Source organism: Lentilactobacillus kribbianus, assembly GCF_013184075.1.
In the GTDB taxonomy this organism is placed as follows: domain Bacteria; phylum Bacillota; class Bacilli; order Lactobacillales; family Lactobacillaceae; genus Lentilactobacillus; species Lentilactobacillus kribbianus.
In genome coordinates this window covers 65,111-84,167 of record NZ_JABEQQ010000002.1, presented here as the reverse complement: position 1 = coordinate 84,167, position 19,057 = coordinate 65,111, and the positions used below count along the sequence as shown (strand labels likewise).

The 19,057-nt window shown below is 38.1% G+C and carries 21 protein-coding genes; 3 read left to right on the top strand and 18 right to left on the bottom strand.

The window, feature by feature from the left end:
* Positions 1–6: 6 nt before the first annotated feature.
* From rplK to HII32_RS05030, 13 genes are all read right to left on the bottom strand, one after another.
* A complete protein-coding gene (rplK, locus tag HII32_RS05090; RefSeq protein WP_172188995.1) occupies positions 7–432 on the bottom strand; it encodes a 50S ribosomal protein L11 in 426 nt (141 codons plus the stop codon).
* A 123-nt stretch (positions 433–555) separates the two neighbouring features.
* On the bottom strand, positions 556–1,107 hold the full coding sequence (nusG, locus tag HII32_RS05085) for a transcription termination/antitermination protein NusG (protein ID WP_172188993.1): 552 nt from the start codon (positions 1,105–1,107) through the stop codon (positions 556–558).
* A 98-nt stretch (positions 1,108–1,205) separates the two neighbouring features.
* Positions 1,206–1,382 carry a preprotein translocase subunit SecE gene (gene secE, locus HII32_RS05080; protein WP_172188991.1) on the bottom strand — a complete coding sequence of 59 codons (177 nt, stop codon included), beginning with the start codon at positions 1,380–1,382 and terminating at the stop codon, positions 1,206–1,208.
* 17 nt (positions 1,383–1,399) lie between these two features.
* The gene (gene rpmG / locus HII32_RS05075; protein ID WP_172188989.1) at positions 1,400–1,549 is read right to left on the bottom strand and encodes a 50S ribosomal protein L33; all 150 of its coding nucleotides are present in this window, start codon (positions 1,547–1,549) and stop codon (positions 1,400–1,402) included.
* A gap of 52 nt (positions 1,550–1,601) precedes the next feature.
* Entirely contained in the window at positions 1,602–2,144 is a 543-nt protein-coding gene (locus tag HII32_RS05070; protein ID WP_172188987.1) for a sigma-70 family RNA polymerase sigma factor, read from the bottom strand.
* Between the two features lie 126 nt (positions 2,145–2,270).
* Complete coding sequence (locus HII32_RS05065) at positions 2,271–2,813, bottom strand: YacP-like NYN domain-containing protein (RefSeq protein ID WP_172188985.1); 543 nt, start codon at positions 2,811–2,813, stop codon at positions 2,271–2,273.
* Between the two features lie 11 nt (positions 2,814–2,824).
* On the bottom strand, positions 2,825–3,598 hold the full coding sequence (gene rlmB, locus HII32_RS05060) for a 23S rRNA (guanosine(2251)-2'-O)-methyltransferase RlmB (RefSeq protein ID WP_172188983.1): 774 nt from the start codon (positions 3,596–3,598) through the stop codon (positions 2,825–2,827).
* Entirely contained in the window at positions 3,585–3,995 is a 411-nt protein-coding gene (locus HII32_RS05055) for a Mini-ribonuclease 3 (RefSeq protein ID WP_172188981.1), read from the bottom strand. Before HII32_RS05055 ends, rlmB begins: the two co-directional genes overlap by 14 nt.
* Positions 3,996–4,001: 6 nt before the next feature.
* Positions 4,002–5,414: a cysteine--tRNA ligase gene (cysS, locus tag HII32_RS05050; protein WP_172188979.1), complete on the bottom strand. Its 1,413-nt coding sequence runs from the start codon at positions 5,412–5,414 to the stop codon at positions 4,002–4,004.
* 137 nt (positions 5,415–5,551) lie between these two features.
* Entirely contained in the window at positions 5,552–7,045 is a 1,494-nt protein-coding gene (gene gltX, locus HII32_RS05045) for a glutamate--tRNA ligase (protein WP_172188977.1), read from the bottom strand.
* 106 nt (positions 7,046–7,151) lie between these two features.
* Positions 7,152–8,348: a PIN/TRAM domain-containing protein gene (locus HII32_RS05040; RefSeq protein WP_172188975.1), complete on the bottom strand. Its 1,197-nt coding sequence runs from the start codon at positions 8,346–8,348 to the stop codon at positions 7,152–7,154.
* Between the two features lie 28 nt (positions 8,349–8,376).
* Positions 8,377–9,747 carry a DNA repair protein RadA gene (radA, locus tag HII32_RS05035; RefSeq protein WP_172188973.1) on the bottom strand — a complete coding sequence of 457 codons (1,371 nt, stop codon included), beginning with the start codon at positions 9,745–9,747 and terminating at the stop codon, positions 8,377–8,379.
* A gap of 21 nt (positions 9,748–9,768) precedes the next feature.
* Positions 9,769–10,308 (bottom strand): dCTP deaminase/dUTPase family protein, encoded by a 540-nt coding sequence (locus tag HII32_RS05030; protein WP_172188971.1) that lies wholly within the window; start codon positions 10,306–10,308, stop codon positions 9,769–9,771.
* Between the two features lie 137 nt (positions 10,309–10,445).
* Here HII32_RS05030 and rpiA point away from each other — a divergent pair, with 137 nt between their 5' ends.
* Together rpiA and HII32_RS05020 are read left to right on the top strand one after the other, a co-directional pair.
* On the top strand, positions 10,446–11,126 hold the full coding sequence (gene rpiA, locus HII32_RS05025) for a ribose-5-phosphate isomerase RpiA (RefSeq protein WP_172188969.1): 681 nt from the start codon (positions 10,446–10,448) through the stop codon (positions 11,124–11,126).
* Positions 11,127–11,226: 100 nt separating this feature from the next.
* Complete coding sequence (locus HII32_RS05020; RefSeq protein ID WP_172188967.1) at positions 11,227–12,561, top strand: C1 family peptidase; 1,335 nt, start codon at positions 11,227–11,229, stop codon at positions 12,559–12,561.
* Positions 12,562–12,614: 53 nt separating this feature from the next.
* Here the strand turns inward: HII32_RS05020 and aspS are convergent, their stop codons facing one another.
* The 3 genes from aspS to HII32_RS07920 form a co-directional block, all read right to left on the bottom strand.
* The gene (gene aspS / locus HII32_RS05015) at positions 12,615–14,399 is read right to left on the bottom strand and encodes an aspartate--tRNA ligase (protein ID WP_172188965.1); all 1,785 of its coding nucleotides are present in this window, start codon (positions 14,397–14,399) and stop codon (positions 12,615–12,617) included.
* A gap of 322 nt (positions 14,400–14,721) precedes the next feature.
* A complete protein-coding gene (locus HII32_RS05010; protein WP_172188963.1) occupies positions 14,722–15,393 on the bottom strand; it encodes a 2,3-bisphosphoglycerate-dependent phosphoglycerate mutase in 672 nt (223 codons plus the stop codon).
* A gap of 64 nt (positions 15,394–15,457) precedes the next feature.
* Positions 15,458–16,399: an EamA family transporter gene (locus HII32_RS07920; protein WP_172188961.1), complete on the bottom strand. Its 942-nt coding sequence runs from the start codon at positions 16,397–16,399 to the stop codon at positions 15,458–15,460.
* Between the two features lie 225 nt (positions 16,400–16,624).
* On the opposite strand from HII32_RS07920, the gene HII32_RS05000 reads away from it, so the two are divergent.
* The gene (locus HII32_RS05000; protein WP_172188959.1) at positions 16,625–17,746 is read left to right on the top strand and encodes an LCP family glycopolymer transferase; all 1,122 of its coding nucleotides are present in this window, start codon (positions 16,625–16,627) and stop codon (positions 17,744–17,746) included.
* 40 nt (positions 17,747–17,786) lie between these two features.
* On the opposite strand, the gene HII32_RS04995 is transcribed toward HII32_RS05000, so the two are convergent.
* Positions 17,787–18,119: a DUF956 family protein gene (locus HII32_RS04995; RefSeq protein ID WP_246224884.1), complete on the bottom strand. Its 333-nt coding sequence runs from the start codon at positions 18,117–18,119 to the stop codon at positions 17,787–17,789.
* A gap of 70 nt (positions 18,120–18,189) precedes the next feature.
* Positions 18,190–19,050 (bottom strand): PTS system mannose/fructose/sorbose family transporter subunit IID, encoded by an 861-nt coding sequence (locus HII32_RS04990; protein WP_172188955.1) that lies wholly within the window; start codon positions 19,048–19,050, stop codon positions 18,190–18,192.
* Positions 19,051–19,057 lie beyond the last annotated feature (7 nt).

Sequence of the window (19,057 nt, the reverse complement as noted above, 5' to 3'; positions counted from 1 at the left end):
ATAAAATTAACCTTCAACAACGAAGCCCATGCTTCGTGCAGTACCTTCAATCATACGCATAGCTGCTTCAACGTCAGCTGCGTTAAGGTCTTGCATTTTAGTTTCAGCGATTTCTTTCACTTGATCCTTGGTTACAGTTGCAACCTTGTTAGTGTTAGGTTCGCCAGAACCATGTTCAACGCCAGCAGCTTTCTTGAGCAAAACAGCGGCAGGTGGGGTCTTAGTAATGAAATCAAACGAACGATCTTCATACACAGAAATAACAACTGGAATGATCATACCTGCTTGATCAGCAGTACGTGCGTTAAATTCCTTAGTAAAGCCCATGATGTTGATACCTGCTTGACCTAAAGCTGGTCCAACTGGAGGGGCAGGTGTTGCTTTGCCCGCAGGGATTTGTAATTTAACAATGTTAGCTACTTTTTTAGCCACGAGACATACCTCCTTAAGTCCGTGTGTGGTAATTGGAGATTAAAATTTCTCCTCCCACGTTTATCGTATGCAAAAAACATACTACATGAGTATACCATAACTTTTTAGTTTCGACAATTTTTATTAGATAATTGGATCGATTTGGTTAAATTTCAATTCAGTACTGGTTTCTCGACCAAACATATCAATATTAACCTTCAAACGCATCTTTTCATTATCAATTTCGGTTACTTGACCAGTTAAACCAGTAAAGGCGCCGTCAACCACTTTAACCGTATCGCCTTCTTCAACGTCCAATTGTTCATGACGGGCATTCATGCCGATCATCTTCAAAACGTGATCAATTTCATCTGGTAATAATGGAGTGGGCTTACTACCTTGACCATGAGAACCCACAAATCCAGTAACTCCTGGAGTATTACGAACCACATACCAAGCTTGATCTGTCATAACCATTTCTACTAGCACGTAGCCTGGGAAAGTTTTATCCATTTTAATTTTATCTTCCCCACTTTTAGTGGTTTCATGTTCTTCTTGTTCTGGCACAACTACGCGAAAAATATTGTCTTCCATTCCCATAGATTGTTTTCGACTATCTAGGTTCATTTTAACTTTATTTTCGTATCCAGAATATGTATGTAACACATACCATTGTTTTTCAGCTGATTCGACCATATTGTTCTCCTTTACTAAATGAAATCAAATAAAAAAACCTGTATGAATACAGGTTCGACAACTCATATTTATATTATAGCAAACATTTTTTAAGATGACTACGCCATAAACGAGATCAACCATTGAAACAACCAATCAAAGAAGCCTAAGAAGGCAGCCATAATAATAGATGTGCCCACAACAGTGGATGTATCTCGCCGTGTTTGAGCGGCATTTGGCCATGTTACTTCTTTCATTTCTTGAACAACGCTTTTAAAGAAATTAATTAATTTCAAGATGTCTCCTCCTTAGGTTACTTGGTCTCTCGATGCAGCGTATAACCGCCACAATGTTTACAAAACTTTTTTACTTCTAATCGACTTGTTCGCCCCGGTTTGGCAGGAATCGTATAATTTCTTGACCCGCAAACCGAACAAGCTAATGCTACTTTTTTGTGAGCCATTTAACTTCCTCCTGACAATCATTAAGTATTCTAGCATTGATTAGCAACAACGTCAATCAATGCTATCTCGATACTTGTGTTTACACCGTTCAAACGCGTTCACTACTGCTCTGGATTGCGGCGATACATTAGTTTGGGACAGCATTGCTAAAAATGCTTGTTGTTCTAATGGTGAAAACCGTCGATAGGCCATATTTAACGAGTCATGTAAAACAGTTGTGGCTTCTGGTGAAACACTATTTTTATCAATAACTAAATCATCGTAGTAATCAGGATGCGCTTCTAAAGACGCAATCGCCTCTTTAGGAGCTCTTTTTTGAGCCTGAGTGGCTCGGATTAAATCAATAATTCGATTTCGCAAATTTCGTTTATAAAAACTGCCAAAGGTAACTTGTTTGGTCGGATTGAAACGTTGAGCCGAATGAAACAATACTAAGCGTGCCTCTTGGTACCAATCATCTTTATCAAAACCAATAATAAAGAATTGACTGCGTAAACTATTAACGACCGGTTGGTACATTAAAAATAATTGTTTCAAGGCCAAACTGTCACCCTCAGCCACTAATTGGATTAAATCAATTTCGTCATTCGTCATTTTTAACGACTCCCTTTTCAAAAGTAGTCTCAGAGTAAATAACGAAACCGTTTTCAGCAAGCGAACGCTTGTTTTAACAGGTAGTACATGCTTTTCACAAACTACATTACTATTAATTAATCAATATCAGTCATTATCATGATGCCGTTGACTTAAATCTTCCCGTAATTTTTCCAACGCCAGTAATTGATTTTGGGTAAATGTAGTTCGACCAAAAACAATTCCCTGATCAAAAATTTCCTGAGTTTGTCGTTTAACTTCACTTCTTGCTCGTTTAACATCAGCCAGTAATTCTCGCGCCGGAATTCTTAAAGCTCCGGCCGCAAAAACCGTCCATTGCTCAGCCTGATCACTGGTGGCAACCGTTACTTGCACAAACCGGCTTTGTTTGCGGCGAGCTAACGCTTCGATATAACTATCTGCAGTTTCATCCTTGCTGGTCCAAATGATCTCCATGTCATATTTTTCAAAACTTTTAGAATTACCGGGAACATACATCGCATCAAAGACCACAATCATATTTAAATCTCGGTATTTTTTATATTCTGATAAAGTTTTAATTAATTGATCACGAGCATCGGCCAAGCGGTTAGCCTGTTTCAGTTTATTAAGTTCCGGCCAATTGCCAATCATATTATAGGCATCAACAATCAATAAATCTTCTTTCATCTTTTGACCCCCTAGCTTAACGGGTGACGAGTATTATACCCCTGATAAATTAAGACGCTAGCCGCCACACTGGCGTTTAGGCTTTGAATATCGCCAACCATTGGGATAGTTAGCATTTCATCTACTTGTTTTTTCACTAGTGGTGAAATTCCTTTGCCTTCATTACCAATAATTAGGGCTGAAGCGCCGCTAGCATTCCAACGGCGATAATCAGTCCCCTTCATATCAGTACCAAAAATCCAAACGCCACGATCTTTAAGCTCTTTAATCGTATTTGTCAAGTTAGTCACTCTGGCAACGGGTACTCGTTCAATCGCACCAGCCGAAGTTTTAGCTACCGTTGCCGTTAGCCCTACTGCTCGATGCTTAGGAATAATAATGCCATGAACGCCAGCGGCATCGGCAGTTCGAATAATAGATCCTAGATTATGGGGATCTTCAATATTATCCAAAATAATCAAGAATGGTGTTTCATTCTTAGCCGCAGCATTATCAAACAAATCATCAATCTCAGCGTACTTAAAAGCCGCTACGCCAAGGACTATGCCTTGGTGATTTTGATGATGGGTCATTTGATCTAGTTTTTGTTTAGGGACTTTCGAAATTACTAATCGTTTTTTATTAGCTAACTTAATTGCGGTTGCAATCACCGGTTCATTTTCATTAATTCCCGTCTGCAAAAATAATTTGTTAGCCTCTTGATCTGATTTTAATGCCGAGACCACCGGATGACGGCCAATAACGAAGTCGGTTTCATTAGTCGGTGTTGTTTCATTTGGTTTCATGGCTTAATTTGCCTCCTTCGACCTGTTCAATACACCATTGTGCTAGTTCAGCCAATCGTGTCGTCTGTTGACTAAGATATAAGTATCCCATTAATGCTTCAAAACCGGTGGAAATACGGTAAGTAACAACATCAGTATTCTTAGCATGAGTATAACTTTTGGCGTTTCTCCCTCGCTTAAAGTAATCCCACTCAGTTTCACTTAAAATATCTTGAGCTTCCATTTGTTTAATTAACGCCGCTTGGGCCTTAGCAGAAACATAATGAGTGGCAACATGCTGTAATTTATTAGGCTTGGTTAAGCCTTGTTCGATTAGGTGTGCTCTAATATAGACCTCATAAGCGCCATCGCCCATATAAGCCAAAGCTACCCCATTAAGTTGTTGATAGTTTTCCATTAAAGTTTAAGATTCCTTTCTGAATCGGGTTCCTTGCGGAGTATCTTCTAAGATAATGCCCTCAGCCTTTAATTGTTCACGAATTTCATCGCTACGAATAAAGTTCTTATCCTTACGTGCCTGATTTCGTTCAGCAATCAATGCCTCAATTTCACTATCGGCCAGAGCCACTGCCTGAAGTTGTACCCCAAAAATAATGCTTAAGTCTTGTAAATTATGAATTAAAAATTGCAAGGTATCAGCAAAAACCACTTCTCGACTAGTATAAACGTTTGCTAATTTGGCAAGTTCATATACTGCCGCAATCCCATTTTGAGCATTAAAATCATCATCCATCGCATCAGTAAAATCGGCCAATACCTGCCGAGCTTCTTGCTCGATTTTAGGATCGTTACCTGCTTCAGCTCCGGCCATTCGGTAGTTCAAATTGTTAAATGCTGTTTGCAATTTCTTTAAATTACTTTTAGCTTCTTGCAAACTAGCATCATTGTATTGAATTGGTCGACGATAGTGGGTAGTTGACATCAATAAGCGAATCACTTCGCCATCAACTTCTTTTAATAAATCATGTACCGTCACAAAGTTACCCAATGATTTACTCATCTTTTGATTATCATCACCAACCGTGACAAAACCATTATGCATCCAATATTTTACAAATTGTTGCTGAGTTTTCGCTTCACTTTGAGCTCGTTCATTTTCATGATGCGGAAAAATTAAATCTTCGCCACCGCCATGAATATCAATGGTGTTACCCAGATATTTAGTAGACATCACTGAGCATTCAATATGCCAGCCTGGTCGTCCATTTCCCCAAGGCGAAGGCCATGATACTTCTCCATCAGTAGCTTTTTTCCACAAAGCAAAGTCTACTGGATCTTCCTTAGCAGCAAACTCACTATCAACGTCAACGTGTTGACTAGCACCTACTTCTAGATCATCAATATTTTTGTGAGATAAAGCTCCATACGAAGGAAATTTTCTTACCCGATAATAAACATTACCGTCTTCGTTATAAGCATAACCGTTATCAATTAAGTTCGAAATAAACTCAATAATGCCATCAATATTGTCCGTAGCTCGTGGATTAGCAGTGGCCGTTTCGACATTTAACGCCTTAACATCTTCAAAAAAGGCCCCAATATATTTATCAGCAATCGCTTCTACCGTTGTGTTATTTTCCTTGGCTGCCTTAATCATTTTGTCGTCAACATCGGTAAAGTTAGATACATAATTAACTTGATAGCCTCGATATTGTAGGTACCGTCGAATCGTATCAAAAGCAATTACACTTCTAGCATTACCAATATGAATGTAATTGTAGACCGTGGGCCCACAGACATACATATTAACCACGCCGGGATTTAAGGGTTCAAATGGTTCTTTTTGCCGCGTTAAGGTATTAAAAATTTGTAACATGGCTGCTCCTCGTTTTTACTGTATTTATTAAAAATAATAGCACAAATTTTGGCAGACTCCCAATGGTGTCCTCGTTGAAACTAAAAAATCCCGTTAATTCAACGGGATTAATTAGTGAACCAATATTTTAAAATTAATTATTTATTATCAATTTGCTTTAAAGTTTGAGCAACATGTTGCAATGATTTTTCTTTACCAATCAATTCAATTGATTCTGGTAATTCAGGACCGTGCATTTCATGTGTAATGGCAATACGAATTGGCATCCACAATTTCCGACCTTTAATTCCAGTATCTTTTTGAATTTGTTTAATCATTTGGAAAATTTGAGTTTTATCAAAAATAGCAATTTGAGGCAATCGTTCTTGCAACTCATGCAAGACAACCGGTGCGGTTTCATTAGAAATTTCTTCTAAGGCTTCACCAGTAACTTCTTCTGGTTCATGGAAAAAGACGTCCGCCATCTCATTAATTTGGGCCATATAACTCATTTGTTGTTTATAAACATTAATTAATTTACGAGCCCATTCAATGGTCTTAGCATCAGGATCAGCTTCAATATTACCAGCCTTGATAAGTTGTTGTAAGGCTAAATCCATCACAACATCTTCATCACTAGATTTAACATATTGATTGTTAATCCATTCTAGCTTCTTGGAATCAAACTTAGCTGGTGACTTACTTAGACGAGTTTCGTCATACATCTTAATGAAGTCCTTAATTGAAAAGATTTCATCTTCACCAACTGGTGACCAACCAAGTAAAGTAATGAAGTTAAACATGGCTGCTGGTAAGTAGCCTAAATCACGATATTGTTCGATAAATTGGAGCACGGTTTCATCACGTTTACTTAATTTTTTACCGGTATCAGCACTAATAATAAGACTCATATGACCAAACTTAGGAGCATCCCAGCCAAATGCATCATAAATCATCAATTGTTTAGGCGTGTTAGCCACATGATCATCACCACGGAACACGTGGCTAATCTTCATCATATGATCATCAACGACAACGGCAAAGTTATAAGTTGGCATGCCATCTCGTTTAGCAATAACAAAATCGCCACCGATACTGTCGGAATTAAAGGAAACATTGCCTTTAACAATATCATCCCAAGCATAAGTATGATCAACTGGTACACGGAAACGAATAACAGGCTTAAGTCCCTTAGCCTTAGCTGCCTCAATTGCGGCTTGCTTTTCTTCTTCGTTCATTCCAGCATATTCATATTCGTAATGTGGCATTTCACCACGAGCTTTTTGCGCTTCTCGATCAGCTTCGAGTTCTTCTTCAGTTTTGTATGATTCGTAAGCTTTATCTTCATCCAATAATTGTTGAATTAATGGTTGGTAAATTCCTTGTCGTTCTGATTGACGATATGGTCCGTATTCACCTGGATTATCTGGACCTTCATCCCAATCCAATCCTAACCATTTCAAATTTTCTAATTGGCTGCGTTCACCATCAGCAACATTTCGTTTAGTATCCGTATCTTCAATCCGAATAATAAACTTTCCTTTATTGTGTCGTGCAAATAAATAGTTGAAGATGGCTGTTCTTGCGTTTCCAATATGCAAGTGTCCAGTAGGACTTGGAGCATACCGAACTCGAATTTTATCGTTTGCCATTATTAGCGCCTCTTTCTACATCATAATAATAATCAATGTTTCCAGTGTACAATGAAGTTTCCAAAAAATAAAGGTTGTTCAAGGATAAAGCCACTTAGATGCTAGATTATTTATGATTGTTATTCTTTTTAGTCTTGGTGGTAGATTTGTGATTGCTGTTTCCATTTTTGCTATTATTAGCAGGCTTATCAGTAATTCCCTTAATGGAGTGTTCCGGTTTGGCAAAAATCATTTTTCCAGCGTCAGTCTGAATGGCACTTGTAACAATAACGTCTAAGTGTTCATTCAAGAAGTAACGACCATCTTCCACCACAACCATAGTACCATCGTCTAAATAAGCTACCCCTTGTTGCCGCTCCGTCCCGTTTTTAACAACTAACACATTCAGTTTTTGTCCGGGCACAATTTTTTGGCGTAAGGCGTTAGCCAAAGCATTGATATTAAAGACTTGCACGTTTTGAAATTGAATAACCTTGTTTAAATTATAGTCATTAGTAACAATGACTCCATTAACGTCTTTAGCGAGTTGAATTAACTTACTATCAACTTCATCAATTTCTTCATAATCGCCTTCATAAGCCTCGATGGGCATCAAGTTTTCACTTTGCAATTTGTTTAAAATATCTAGCCCTCGACGACCCCGTACGCGTTTAACACTATCACTGGAATCAGCAATATATTGTAATTCATACAACACAAAATTAGGTACTAACAATGTTCCTTCTAAAAAACCAGTTTTGACGATGTCATAGATTCGCCCATCAATCAAAATATTAGTATCCAAAATTTTGTAATGATGGTAATTTTCATCCAGTGGCTTATCAATAATTTGTTCCCCATCTTTTTCAAAACTACCATCAGTCTTTTTCTTAGACGTGAACAAACGACGAAAACGGCCACTTTGAGTGGTTCCCAATCGTAGCCCCACATAGCCAAAAATCAGCATCAAGATCACCGGAATCATAGTATTGATAAAAAAGGTATGGGCTCTAAATAAAACAACGGAAATTAAAATAGCCACAATTAAACCAATAATCATCCCGATAGTTCCAAAAATCAAAGAAACCGGATTTTGTTTAGCTAAATCTGCTTCTAGTCGATCAACTACTTTTAAAACTTGGCCATCTAATAATAAGGAAATAATATAAAAAATAATTGCTCCCAAAATGGCGTTTGTAAAAGTATTATTAATCAAAGTACCAAAACGAACCTGAAGAATCATCCAAAAAATGGGGAAATAACTAGCCCCAATGGCGCCTCCGGCAATTGCAAAAATTATTCTGACAATATTTTTTCTTTTCAAGTGATCACCTTCTTTTTTCTATTTCCAGCTAGCCCAATGCTACTTTAATAGCTTGAGCTAAGGTGGCTACCCCAATAACTTCGATACCAGTTGGTGGGGTCCAACCTTTTAAATTATTGGATGGTACAATAATTCTTTCAAATCCTAACTTAGCTGCTTCAGCCACTCGTTGTTCAATTTGAGTAACTCGCCGCACTTCACCAGTTAACCCAATTTCACCTACGTAACATTCAGCAGGATTTGTCCCTCGATCTTTGTAAGATGAGGCAATACTAATAGCCATGGCTAAGTCAATCGCTGGCTCATTTAATTTTACACCACCAGCCGCTTTTAAATAAGCATCTTGATTTTGCAAAAGTAATCCTGCGCGCTTTTCCAAGACCGCCATAATTAATGAAACTCGATTACGATCTAGACCAGAAGCCGTTCGTTGGGCATTACCAAAAACTGATGGCGTAATTAAGGCTTGAATTTCCACTAAGATTGGACGAGTCCCTTCCATTGAAACCACAATGGCAGAACCATTAGCGTTTTTTAGTCGTTCTTCTAAGAAAATTTCAGACGGATTTGTTACTTCATAGAGACCACCTTCACGCATCTCAAAAATTCCCAGTTCATTAGTAGAACCAAAACGGTTCTTAACTGCTCGTAAAATGCGATATGAATGATTCAAGTCACCCTCAAAGTAAAGAACAGTATCTACCATATGCTCTAAAACTTTAGGTCCTGCAATGGTACCGCCCTTAGTCACGTGACCCACAACAAAAACTGTCACTCCCTGACCCTTGGCAATTTTCATCAGATCAGAGGTGACCTCTCTAATTTGGGCTACCGAACCAGTAGCCGATTGAATTTCTGGCTCCTGCATTGTTTGCACTGAATCAATAATAACTGCATCCGGTTTTAAGTCGTTAATAGTAGCCTTGATTTCGTCCATATCTGTCTGTGGATAAATATAAAGCTGTTCACTATTGATATCTAGTCGTTGAGCACGCATCTTAATTTGACTAGCACTTTCTTCACCAGATACATATAAAATCTTGCCATGACGACTTAATTGACTGGAAACTTGTAATAATAAAGTGGACTTGCCAATACCAGGGTCACCACCGATTAGTACTAGCGAACCCGGGACCACGCCCCCTCCTAGTACTCGATTTAGTTCTCCCAAATCAGTTTTAATACGTTGTTCATTAGTAAAAGAAACTTCTCCTAATAATTCCGGTTTAGTAGTCGCACCACCAATTCTTCTTAAAGTATTAGTACTACTGGACTTGCTTGGAGCCACTTTTTCTTCAACCAAAGTGTTCCATTCCCCACAGTTAGGGCAACGACCCAAATAACGGGGTGATATGTAGCCACAGTTTTGACAAACATATTGTGTTTTTACTTTTGCCACAAAAATCCTCCTGAATATCTGTTATTGTCCGGACGAACCAAAGCCGCCAGAACGTGATTGTTTTTGATCATTTGCATCACTATCAGCCAATAAATACGGCATAAAGATGCCTTGTCCAATGCGATCACCCTTTTGAATATGCATATCAGTGATACCCATATTCACCATTTGGACAAAAATTTCGCCTTCGTTACTTTCATTATCATAATAATCAGCATCAATTACCCCGATACCATTAGGCACCACCATGCCACGCTTAAGTGGATTACTAGAACGGTTAGCAATAATTAAAACCTCATTGTCTTGCATATATGCCTTAATCCCTGTAGGAATCAAAAATGGTTTTAAAACTTTTTTGGCAGCATCTAATTCAGCTGTGGTGGCTGTCTTTTCATGGCGAATAGCTGCTAAGATTTTTAAGAAATTTAATTTCCAAATTGATGGTAATACCATATCAACAGCACTTTCAAAATCATAGCCGGCAGCGTTTTTCGTTGCTCGTTTTGGCAAGTTAATTTTTTGATCTTGGTACTTGGTTACCACTTTAAATCCGCGGTTCATCAAATCACCCTTTCTTGTCGTTAGTTTTAATTATAAACTAAGTCCGGCAACTTTTATATTAATTGACAAATCTTAATAAAACTTGCAAAATGGCAATGAGTAAAACCTTTCAACCCAATTAAACTGGAGGAAATAACATGAATCAAGACGAACTAAAACAACTAGTTGGTGAAACTGCTGCTAAATATGTGGAAAATAATACCGTTGTCGGTCTAGGAACCGGCTCAACCGTTAAATACCTTGTCGACGCCCTTGGGAGACGAGTGGCTGATGAAGGTCTTTCGATTGTTGGGGTGCCAACTTCTGATCGGACCGCTGATCAAGCTCGTGCTTTAGGAATTACTATTAAAGATGTTGACGACGTTGATCACATTGATTTAACTATTGACGGTGCTGATCAAATTGATAAAAATTTCCAAGGTATCAAGGGTGGCGGAGCTGCTCACCTTTGGGAAAAAATTGTAGCAATCAACTCTGATAAAAATATGTGGATCGTTGATGAAAGTAAAATGGCTGATGAATTAGGTTCATTCCCACTTCCACTAGAAGTGATTCCTTATGGTAGTACCCAATTACTTAAGCGCCTTGAAGCAAAAGGTTACCATCCTGAATTTCGGATGAAAGATGGCCAACACGTCTTAACTGACTCTAAAAATTATGTGATTGATTTGCATATGGGCCACATCGATCATCCCCATGAATTGGCCAAAGATCTTGACAGTATGACTGGAATCGTTGAACATGGTCTCTTCTTAGACTTGGTAAATACCGTCATTGTTGGACATGAAGATGGTCCTGAAATCTTAGAAGCTAGATAATAACATTTTTAAAGTCGTTTATTTTTAAACGGCTTTTTTATATTGTCATTTCGCGGTACAATGTATTCCATTATCAAATAATCAAATCGGAGGAATTCTTATGACTAGTGAAATCAGTTTGGACCAAATTAATCAATTTCAAGCTAATTTAGATAACCGGGCCGACAGTAAGGTTTTAGAACGCGCTGTCACTCACCAAGGAATTTTAGCTACCAGCGCCGATTTTATTTCTGATGCAACCATGAACCCAGTATTTTCTATTGATCTATCCACTGGTGATGTTGCCGATCAAAAACAAAGTGGCCGTTGCTGGATGTTTGCCGCTTTAAATACCATGCGCCATCGTTTAATGACTCAATTCAAGGTTAGTGATGATTTTGAGCTCTCCCAAAATTATGTTAATTTTTGGGATAAATTTGAAAAAGCTAACTTTTTCTTAGAAAACGTCTTAAAAACAGCCAATGAACCGCTTGACTCACGTAAAGTAGCTTGGTTAATGGCTACACCACAGCAAGATGGTGGCCAATGGGATATGCTTTGCGCCATTATTGAAAAATACGGAATTGTTCCTAAGTATGCTATGCCAGAAACTTTTAGCAGTTCTAAATCTGCCCAACTCAACAAATATTTAAACCTTAAACTGCGTCATAATGCAGCCGTTCTTCGCGAATTAGTGGCTGGGAACGCTACCGATACAAAAATTGCTACTACTAAAACTCAAATGATGGAAGATATCTATCGAATGCTAGTTTATACTTTAGGCGAACCCACTCAAAGTTTTGATTTTGAGTACCGTGATAAAGAAAATAACTACCATATTGATCAACAAATGACCCCCAAAGACTTCTATAACAAGTACGTGGGAGTGGATTTAAGTGATTACGTATCTTTAATTAATTCCCCTACAGCCGATAAACCTTTCAACAAAACTTATACCATTGAAATGTTAGGTAACGTTGAAGGCGGACGTCAAGTTAAACATTTAAACTTAGAAATGGATGAACTCAAACAATTAGCCATCAAGCAATTACAAAATGGTGAAACAGTTTGGTTTGGTAGTGATGTTGGTCAAAGTTCTGATTCGAAAAAGGGCATTATGGATACTAAACTCTATGCCCCTGATCAATTATTTGATACTGATCTTTCATTATCTAAGGCAGCTCAACTAGATTATGGTGAAAGTCTAATGACTCATGCCATGGTTATCACCGGTGTGGACTTGGTTGATGGTCAACCAACTAAGTGGAAAGTAGAAAACAGTTGGGGTAAAAAAGTTGGTAACAAGGGTTATTTTGTAATGAGCGATGCTTGGATGGACCAATTTGTTTACCAAATTGTGGTTAACAAAAAGCTTCTTTCTAAAGAACAACAAGAAATTCAGGCTAGTGAACCAATTGTACTTGCTCCATGGGATCCAATGGGTGCTTTAGCTTAACTATAATAAAAAAGCTTGTGATTCAGTTAAAGACTGAGTCGCAAGCTTTTTTATTATTCGTTAATTTCTGGTTTTTTATCTACTTTAATACCCAATTCTTCCAATTGAGCATCACTAACTACTGATGGTGCTTGAGTCATTGGTTCAATAGCTTTAGAATTCTTTGGAAAGGCAATTACTTCTCGAATATTACCAGCACCGGTAAGTAAACGAGCAAATCGATCCAACCCAATAGCAATTCCGCCATGAGGTGGGAAACCTAGCTTCAAAGCGTTAAGGAAGTAACCAAATTGGGCATAAGCACTTTCCTTAGCGAAACCAAGGGCTTTAAACATTTTTTCCTGTAATTCGGCAGTGTGAATTCGAATTGAACCCCCACCTAATTCCAAACCGTTTAAGATGATGTCATAACTTTGGGCGTGAGCTTGATGAGGATCTTCACCATCATCTAAGAAATGTTCATCACCTTCATTAGGCGCTGTGAATGGATGGTGAGCAGCAACCCAGCGTTGATCACCTTCATCGTATTCAAACAATGGCCAATCAATTACCCAAAGGAATTTGTAAACATTTTCGGGAATTAAATCTAATTCAGCCGCAACGTTTAACCGTAACGCTCCTAAAACATCTGAAACTACTTTAAAGCGGTCAAAGACCATGAAGATAACGTCGCCTTCTTTAGCGCCTAAGCGGTTAGTTAATTCAGCAAAAATTGGATTAAGCATCTTACCAGAGCCACCACTAAATTTATCAGCACCAACCTTAGCCCAAACTAATCGTTGTACCCCATAACGATCAAGATATTGTTCTTTAGCATCAATGGCTTTACGTGAATACTTATCGGCAGCACCAGGAGCCACAATTGCCCGAGCTAAAACTTCATGATCAGTATTTTCAAAGACCGGCGTAGCAATATCATTTTCAGTAATTAATTCAGTAACATCTTGAATTTCCATACCAAAGCGTGCATCCGGTTGATCAGTACCGAATCGGTCCATTGATTCTTGCCAAGTAATTCGTGGAAATGGCAAAGTGACATCAATACCTAATGTTTTTTTCATCACATTTTGAATCATGCCTTCAGTAAAGTCCATGATATCGTGTTGATCCATGAATGAAGTTTCCACATCAATTTGGGTAAATTCCGGTTGACGGTCTCCCCGTAAATCTTCGTCTCGGAAACAACGAGCAATTTGGTAGTAACGATCAAAACCGGCGCCCATTAATAATTGTTTATATTGTTGTGGTGATTGTGGCAAAGCATAAAAATGACCTTTAGAAACTCGACTAGGTACCAGGTAATCTCTGGCCCCTTCTGGTGTTGATTTCGCCAAATCAGGCGTTTCGATATCTAAGAAACCATTGTTGTCAAAAAATTCACGGGTAGCTCGTGTAATTGTACTCCGCATTTTAATGTTTCGTTGCATACTTGGTCGACGCAATTCTAGATAACGATATTTCAATAATAAATCTTCGTTAACTTCAGTATTATCGCGAACTTCAAACGGTAGAGTTTCACTGGCATTTAGTACTTCCATACTAGTTACTTCAACTTCTACCTTACCACTTTTAATGTCGTGATTTTCTTGTCCTTGAGCCCGATTAACAACGGTTCCCACAACTTTAACCACGTATTCATTACGAACTTCTTTAGCAACAGCAAAAGCAGCTTGATCCTTATCTTCGTTAAAGGCTAATTGAACAATTCCTTCTCGATCTCTTAAATCAATAAAAATCAACTTTCCTAAATCCCGACGTCGGTCAACCCAACCAAATAAGGTTACCGTCTGGTTCAAATATTCTTCATTGACTAAGCCGGCATATGTAGTTCTTTGCATTACTGGTCCATCTCCTCTAAATTTGTTGGTGATCGCTTTTAAATAAAAAAGCCCAGTACGCCAAAATAGCGTACAAGGGCTCACGAGCGGTACCACCTTGAAAATAACTCATAAAATAACGCTCTTCGTATTTTGAGCGGGTCAAGTATCTCTACTCAACCTCCTGTTAAGATTGTCTTCGCGCGATTGGTCAAACGGGTTCTCACCATATTCCCGCTCTCTGAATGGACTTTTTCGGGCTACTAAATTCTCGTCACCGGATTCATATTCGTTTTTATATTACCATTTTTAACCATAATAATAAATAGTTTTCAATCGAGTTCTATTTTAGCAATCGTTTAGTCTTAATTTCAAGTTGAGCATCAAACTCATATACGATCGGTTCGCCATTGGGAACTTCGATACTGGCAATATCATCATCAGAAATATTTTCTAACAATTTAATTAGGGCTCGTAACGTACTGCCATGAGCCACCAGTAACTGGTTGTGCCCCGCCAATAAACGAGGGGCAATTTGATCCTGCCAATAAGGGATTAGTCGTTGCTGGGCCATTTGCAAACTTTCGCCTAACGGAATTTTAACCCCCAGTTGCTCATAGCGTCGATCTTGATCTGCAGTTGTCAATAATGGTGGTACCGTTGTAAAGCTACGGCGCCATTCATGTAACTGCGCTGCCCCCACTCGCTTTTTAACTTCGGCTTTATTTTGGCCCCGAAGTGCGCCATAATGCCGTTCGTTTAACCGCCACGACTTGTGTTCGGGTAACCATAGTTGATGGCTTTTCTCCATTACAATATTAGCCGTCATAATTGCTCGTTTAAGCATTGAAGTATGTACATCACTAAATTGAATTTGACTAGCAGCGATTAACTGACCCGCTTGTTGAGCTTGTTGAATTCCTTTAGAGGTCAAATTCACATCGCTCCAACCGGTGAAAACATTATCGCGGTTAGCTTGACTTTCACCGTGTCGCATAATCATAAGGGTTACCATTGAACTCACTTCCTAGCAATTAGTTTGTGTTTATTCTAACAAACTATTTACCTTTTGGAACCTTTTATGCTATCTTTTCTTGCCGCTGGTTATCTGTAAACGAAATTATGGACCCCACAATTAAAATGAGAATACCAACAATCATACTAGTGGTTAAGTGTTCATGAATCGAAATCATCGCTAAGATAGGTGCCAAAGCGGGTTTGATAAAGAAAACTAACGATGCCAACGCCACGCTCCCTTGTTCCATTGCTAGAAAATAAAAGGCAAATCCGCCACCAGTGATACAAACCCCGATGACAAATAATACTAAAAAGTGTTCTGGTGTAACGTTTTTGAATATAGGAATGTTGGCAAATGATTGCCCCCAAGAGCGCTGATTCAACCAGCGACTAATACCTTTCACATGGCTTAATAACACTAAAATTAATAACTCCACTGAACCAGCAATAAAGGTGTAAGCCATCATAGCTACCCCACCAAGATCACTTTTTAATCCCGCCCAACGGGCAATAATACTATAAAAACCAAAGGTTAACGCAGATAATATACCTAAACTAGTTCCAATCGGGTTCACCAAATTAGTAGGATTAACAATTACAACTAGGCCAATAATAGTAACAATTAACGAAATTACTTCTGCTCGATCTAAGTGTTCGTGAAGCAGTAAAAAAGCAAATAATAACGCAAAAACTGGATTACTACTAAATAAAACTGCTACCGTTGCTGGTTGATCATAAACAATTGCTAACTGATATAAAGTCATACTAACTACTACACATAAAAAGCCAGTTAAAGAGAACATTAGCCAGTCAAAAACAGTTAATTTATGATCAGTTACTTTTAAAGCATAATTAGCTAACGGCAACAAAACGATTCCACCAATAAAAAACCGTACTAAGTTAAGCTGAATGGGATTATATAAGCCAGCCACTGTCTTTAAGACGATTTCCATAGAACTAAATAAAATAGTGGAAATTAATATATAAATATACGTTTTTTTCACTAGACAAATTCTCCTTATTTTTTAGTAGATAAAAATTATAAATACATTAGAATTACAATAATAATTGTAGCACAATTACCATTGAACTTTTAACGCTATAATGAATCAAGTTAACCGCTTTCTATAAATAATGTTAAATAATCGTTAAAAAAAAGATATTATTCACCCTCCCTTCACAAATTTGCCATATAATTCTTTGTATAATTTCATAAACGAGGACTTACTATGCCAGAAAAAAATGATAAAGATTTCGACCAAGTCTACTCAAGAAGATCAGACCGAAAGCCTCATTATCAACAAAATAAAAAACAAAAACGGCGCAAAATTGGCTGGACTATTTTTGTTATCTTTTTGTTAATTATGGGGAGCGGTTTACTTTGGGGCTATGGTGCTTACAAGAAGGCTAAATCAACATTTCAAGGAACCTATGATTCAACTAATTTGAAGAAATCACGAAACGTTTCAGCGGTTATTAAAAAAGGCAAACCGATTAACATTTTGCTTTTAGGAACCGATACTGGAGCACTCGGTCGGCATGATACCGGTCGAACCGATACAATGATCTTAGCAACTTTGAATGCACAAAAGAAAACCGTTTACCTAACTAGTATCGCTCGTGACACTAGAGTAACGGTACCCGGTGATTCTATGCCATACGAAAAAGTCAACGCTGCATACACAATTGGTGGTGCTGGTACTGCGGTTGAAACAGTACAAGACATGTTGAACGTTCCCATTGATTTTTACGCTATCATCAATATGGGAGGCCTAAAGACGATGGTTGATTCCGTTGGTGGTGTTGAAGTTAAACCGCCACTAACCTTTAGTTATGGTTCAGTTAGCGTTACTAAGGGTAAAAAAGTCACCTTGGGTGGTAAAAAAGCATTGGATTACGCTCGGATGCGTGATGATGATCCTAAGGGAGACTATGGTCGCCAACAACGACAAAAACAAGTTATCCAAGCTTTAGTGATGAAAGATATGAATATTGCTTCCGTTACCCGCTATAAAGAAATTTTAGATTCCTTAAAAGGTAACTTTAAATCAGACTTAAGTTTTGATGACATGTTGGCCATTCGCGCTAAGTACGGCGATGCTACTCACCATATTAAATCCAACACTCTTCAAGGTAATGATGCAATGATTGATGGAATTGCTTACCAAGTTGTTTCAAGTGATGAATTGTTAAAAACTACCAACAAGATTCGTGAAGCCCTAAATATCTCTCAAAAGAACGAATTATCTGCTAAACAACAAGCTACCGTCGATACTACCTCTACCGGTAATGACACAATGGCTACGGCTACTAACTACGGTCAAACTAATAGTTACGCTACCGGATATTAAAACCAAAAGAGCCAATCAGAATATTCTGATTGGTTCTTTTTTATTTATGATAACGAACAATTAATTTAGGATCTAATTTACGATTTAAAACGTGGATAACCTTTTTAGTTTTATTAGTCAAAAAATTAAATTTTTTACCATCCTTAGTAATTACATAAAATCCTCGAAAAAAGCGGTTAAATGCAATTTGTACTTGAACCTGTTTAATTTGATTAAATGGAATTTGAATAAACCCATTCTTAAATTGCCGTTCATATTCCAAACCATTATTGCCAACCGTTAAAGTCCCAGCTTTATAATCTATCTGATCACTCGTATAGCTAACGTTAATGGTTAACTCATTAATTTCATTTAATGCTGAATGAGGTTGCATTCCTTTCAATTGATTCACTCCTTAAGGAAAGGAAAAAGTCTGGTCCAAAAGGGCACCAGACTTTTCTTTTTTAAAGACCTAAGATACCAGACCAGTATCCTAAAATACCAACAACGAACAATCCTAAGATAATCCAAATGGCATTGACCTTACGACGTAAGAGCCAAATACAAATAAATGTCAAAAGTAATGGCATTAAACCGGGTAACAACTGATTGAAAATATCTTGCAAAGTGGTTATTTTAACTTTTCCGTCAGTTTTAATTTTAGAAATTACCATTGGGAAATTCATGTTAGTCCAACGTGGTACCAAGACTCCCATGATAAACATCCCCAGGATAGAAGCCCCTTCAGTTAATTTCTGAAGTAAGTTACCACCAATACTAGAAGTAATATCGGTCCCTGAGCGATAACCCATTTGTTGAGTTCCCCATTGAAAGCCTAACCGTAATGCGTTCCACACTACGAAGAAGATGATTGGTCCTAATAAACCACTACCACTCAATGCTAAACTGGCAGCAAAAGAACCTAACACTGGTCGAGCGGTACCCCACCAGATTGGATCCCCAACCCCAGCAAGTGGTCCCATCATTCCGACCTTCACACTGGTAATGGCAGCATCATCAATATCAGCACCATTAGCCCGTTGTTCTTCCATGGCCAAAACAACCCCAGTAATAGCTGGTTGCATGTAAGGATGGGTATTAAAGAATTCCATGTGCCGTTTCATTGCGGCAATTCGATCATCCTTTTCGGGATATAATCGTTTAATTGCTGGGGCCATAATATACTCAAACCCTAGATTTTGCATACGTTCATAGTTCCATGATGCTTGTTCAAAACCAGCACGCCAGAAAGTACTAACAAGGTCACCATGGGTTAATTTTAATTTTTGATTGTCTGCGTTTGAAGCAGTTGCATTATCAGCCATTTTTTAC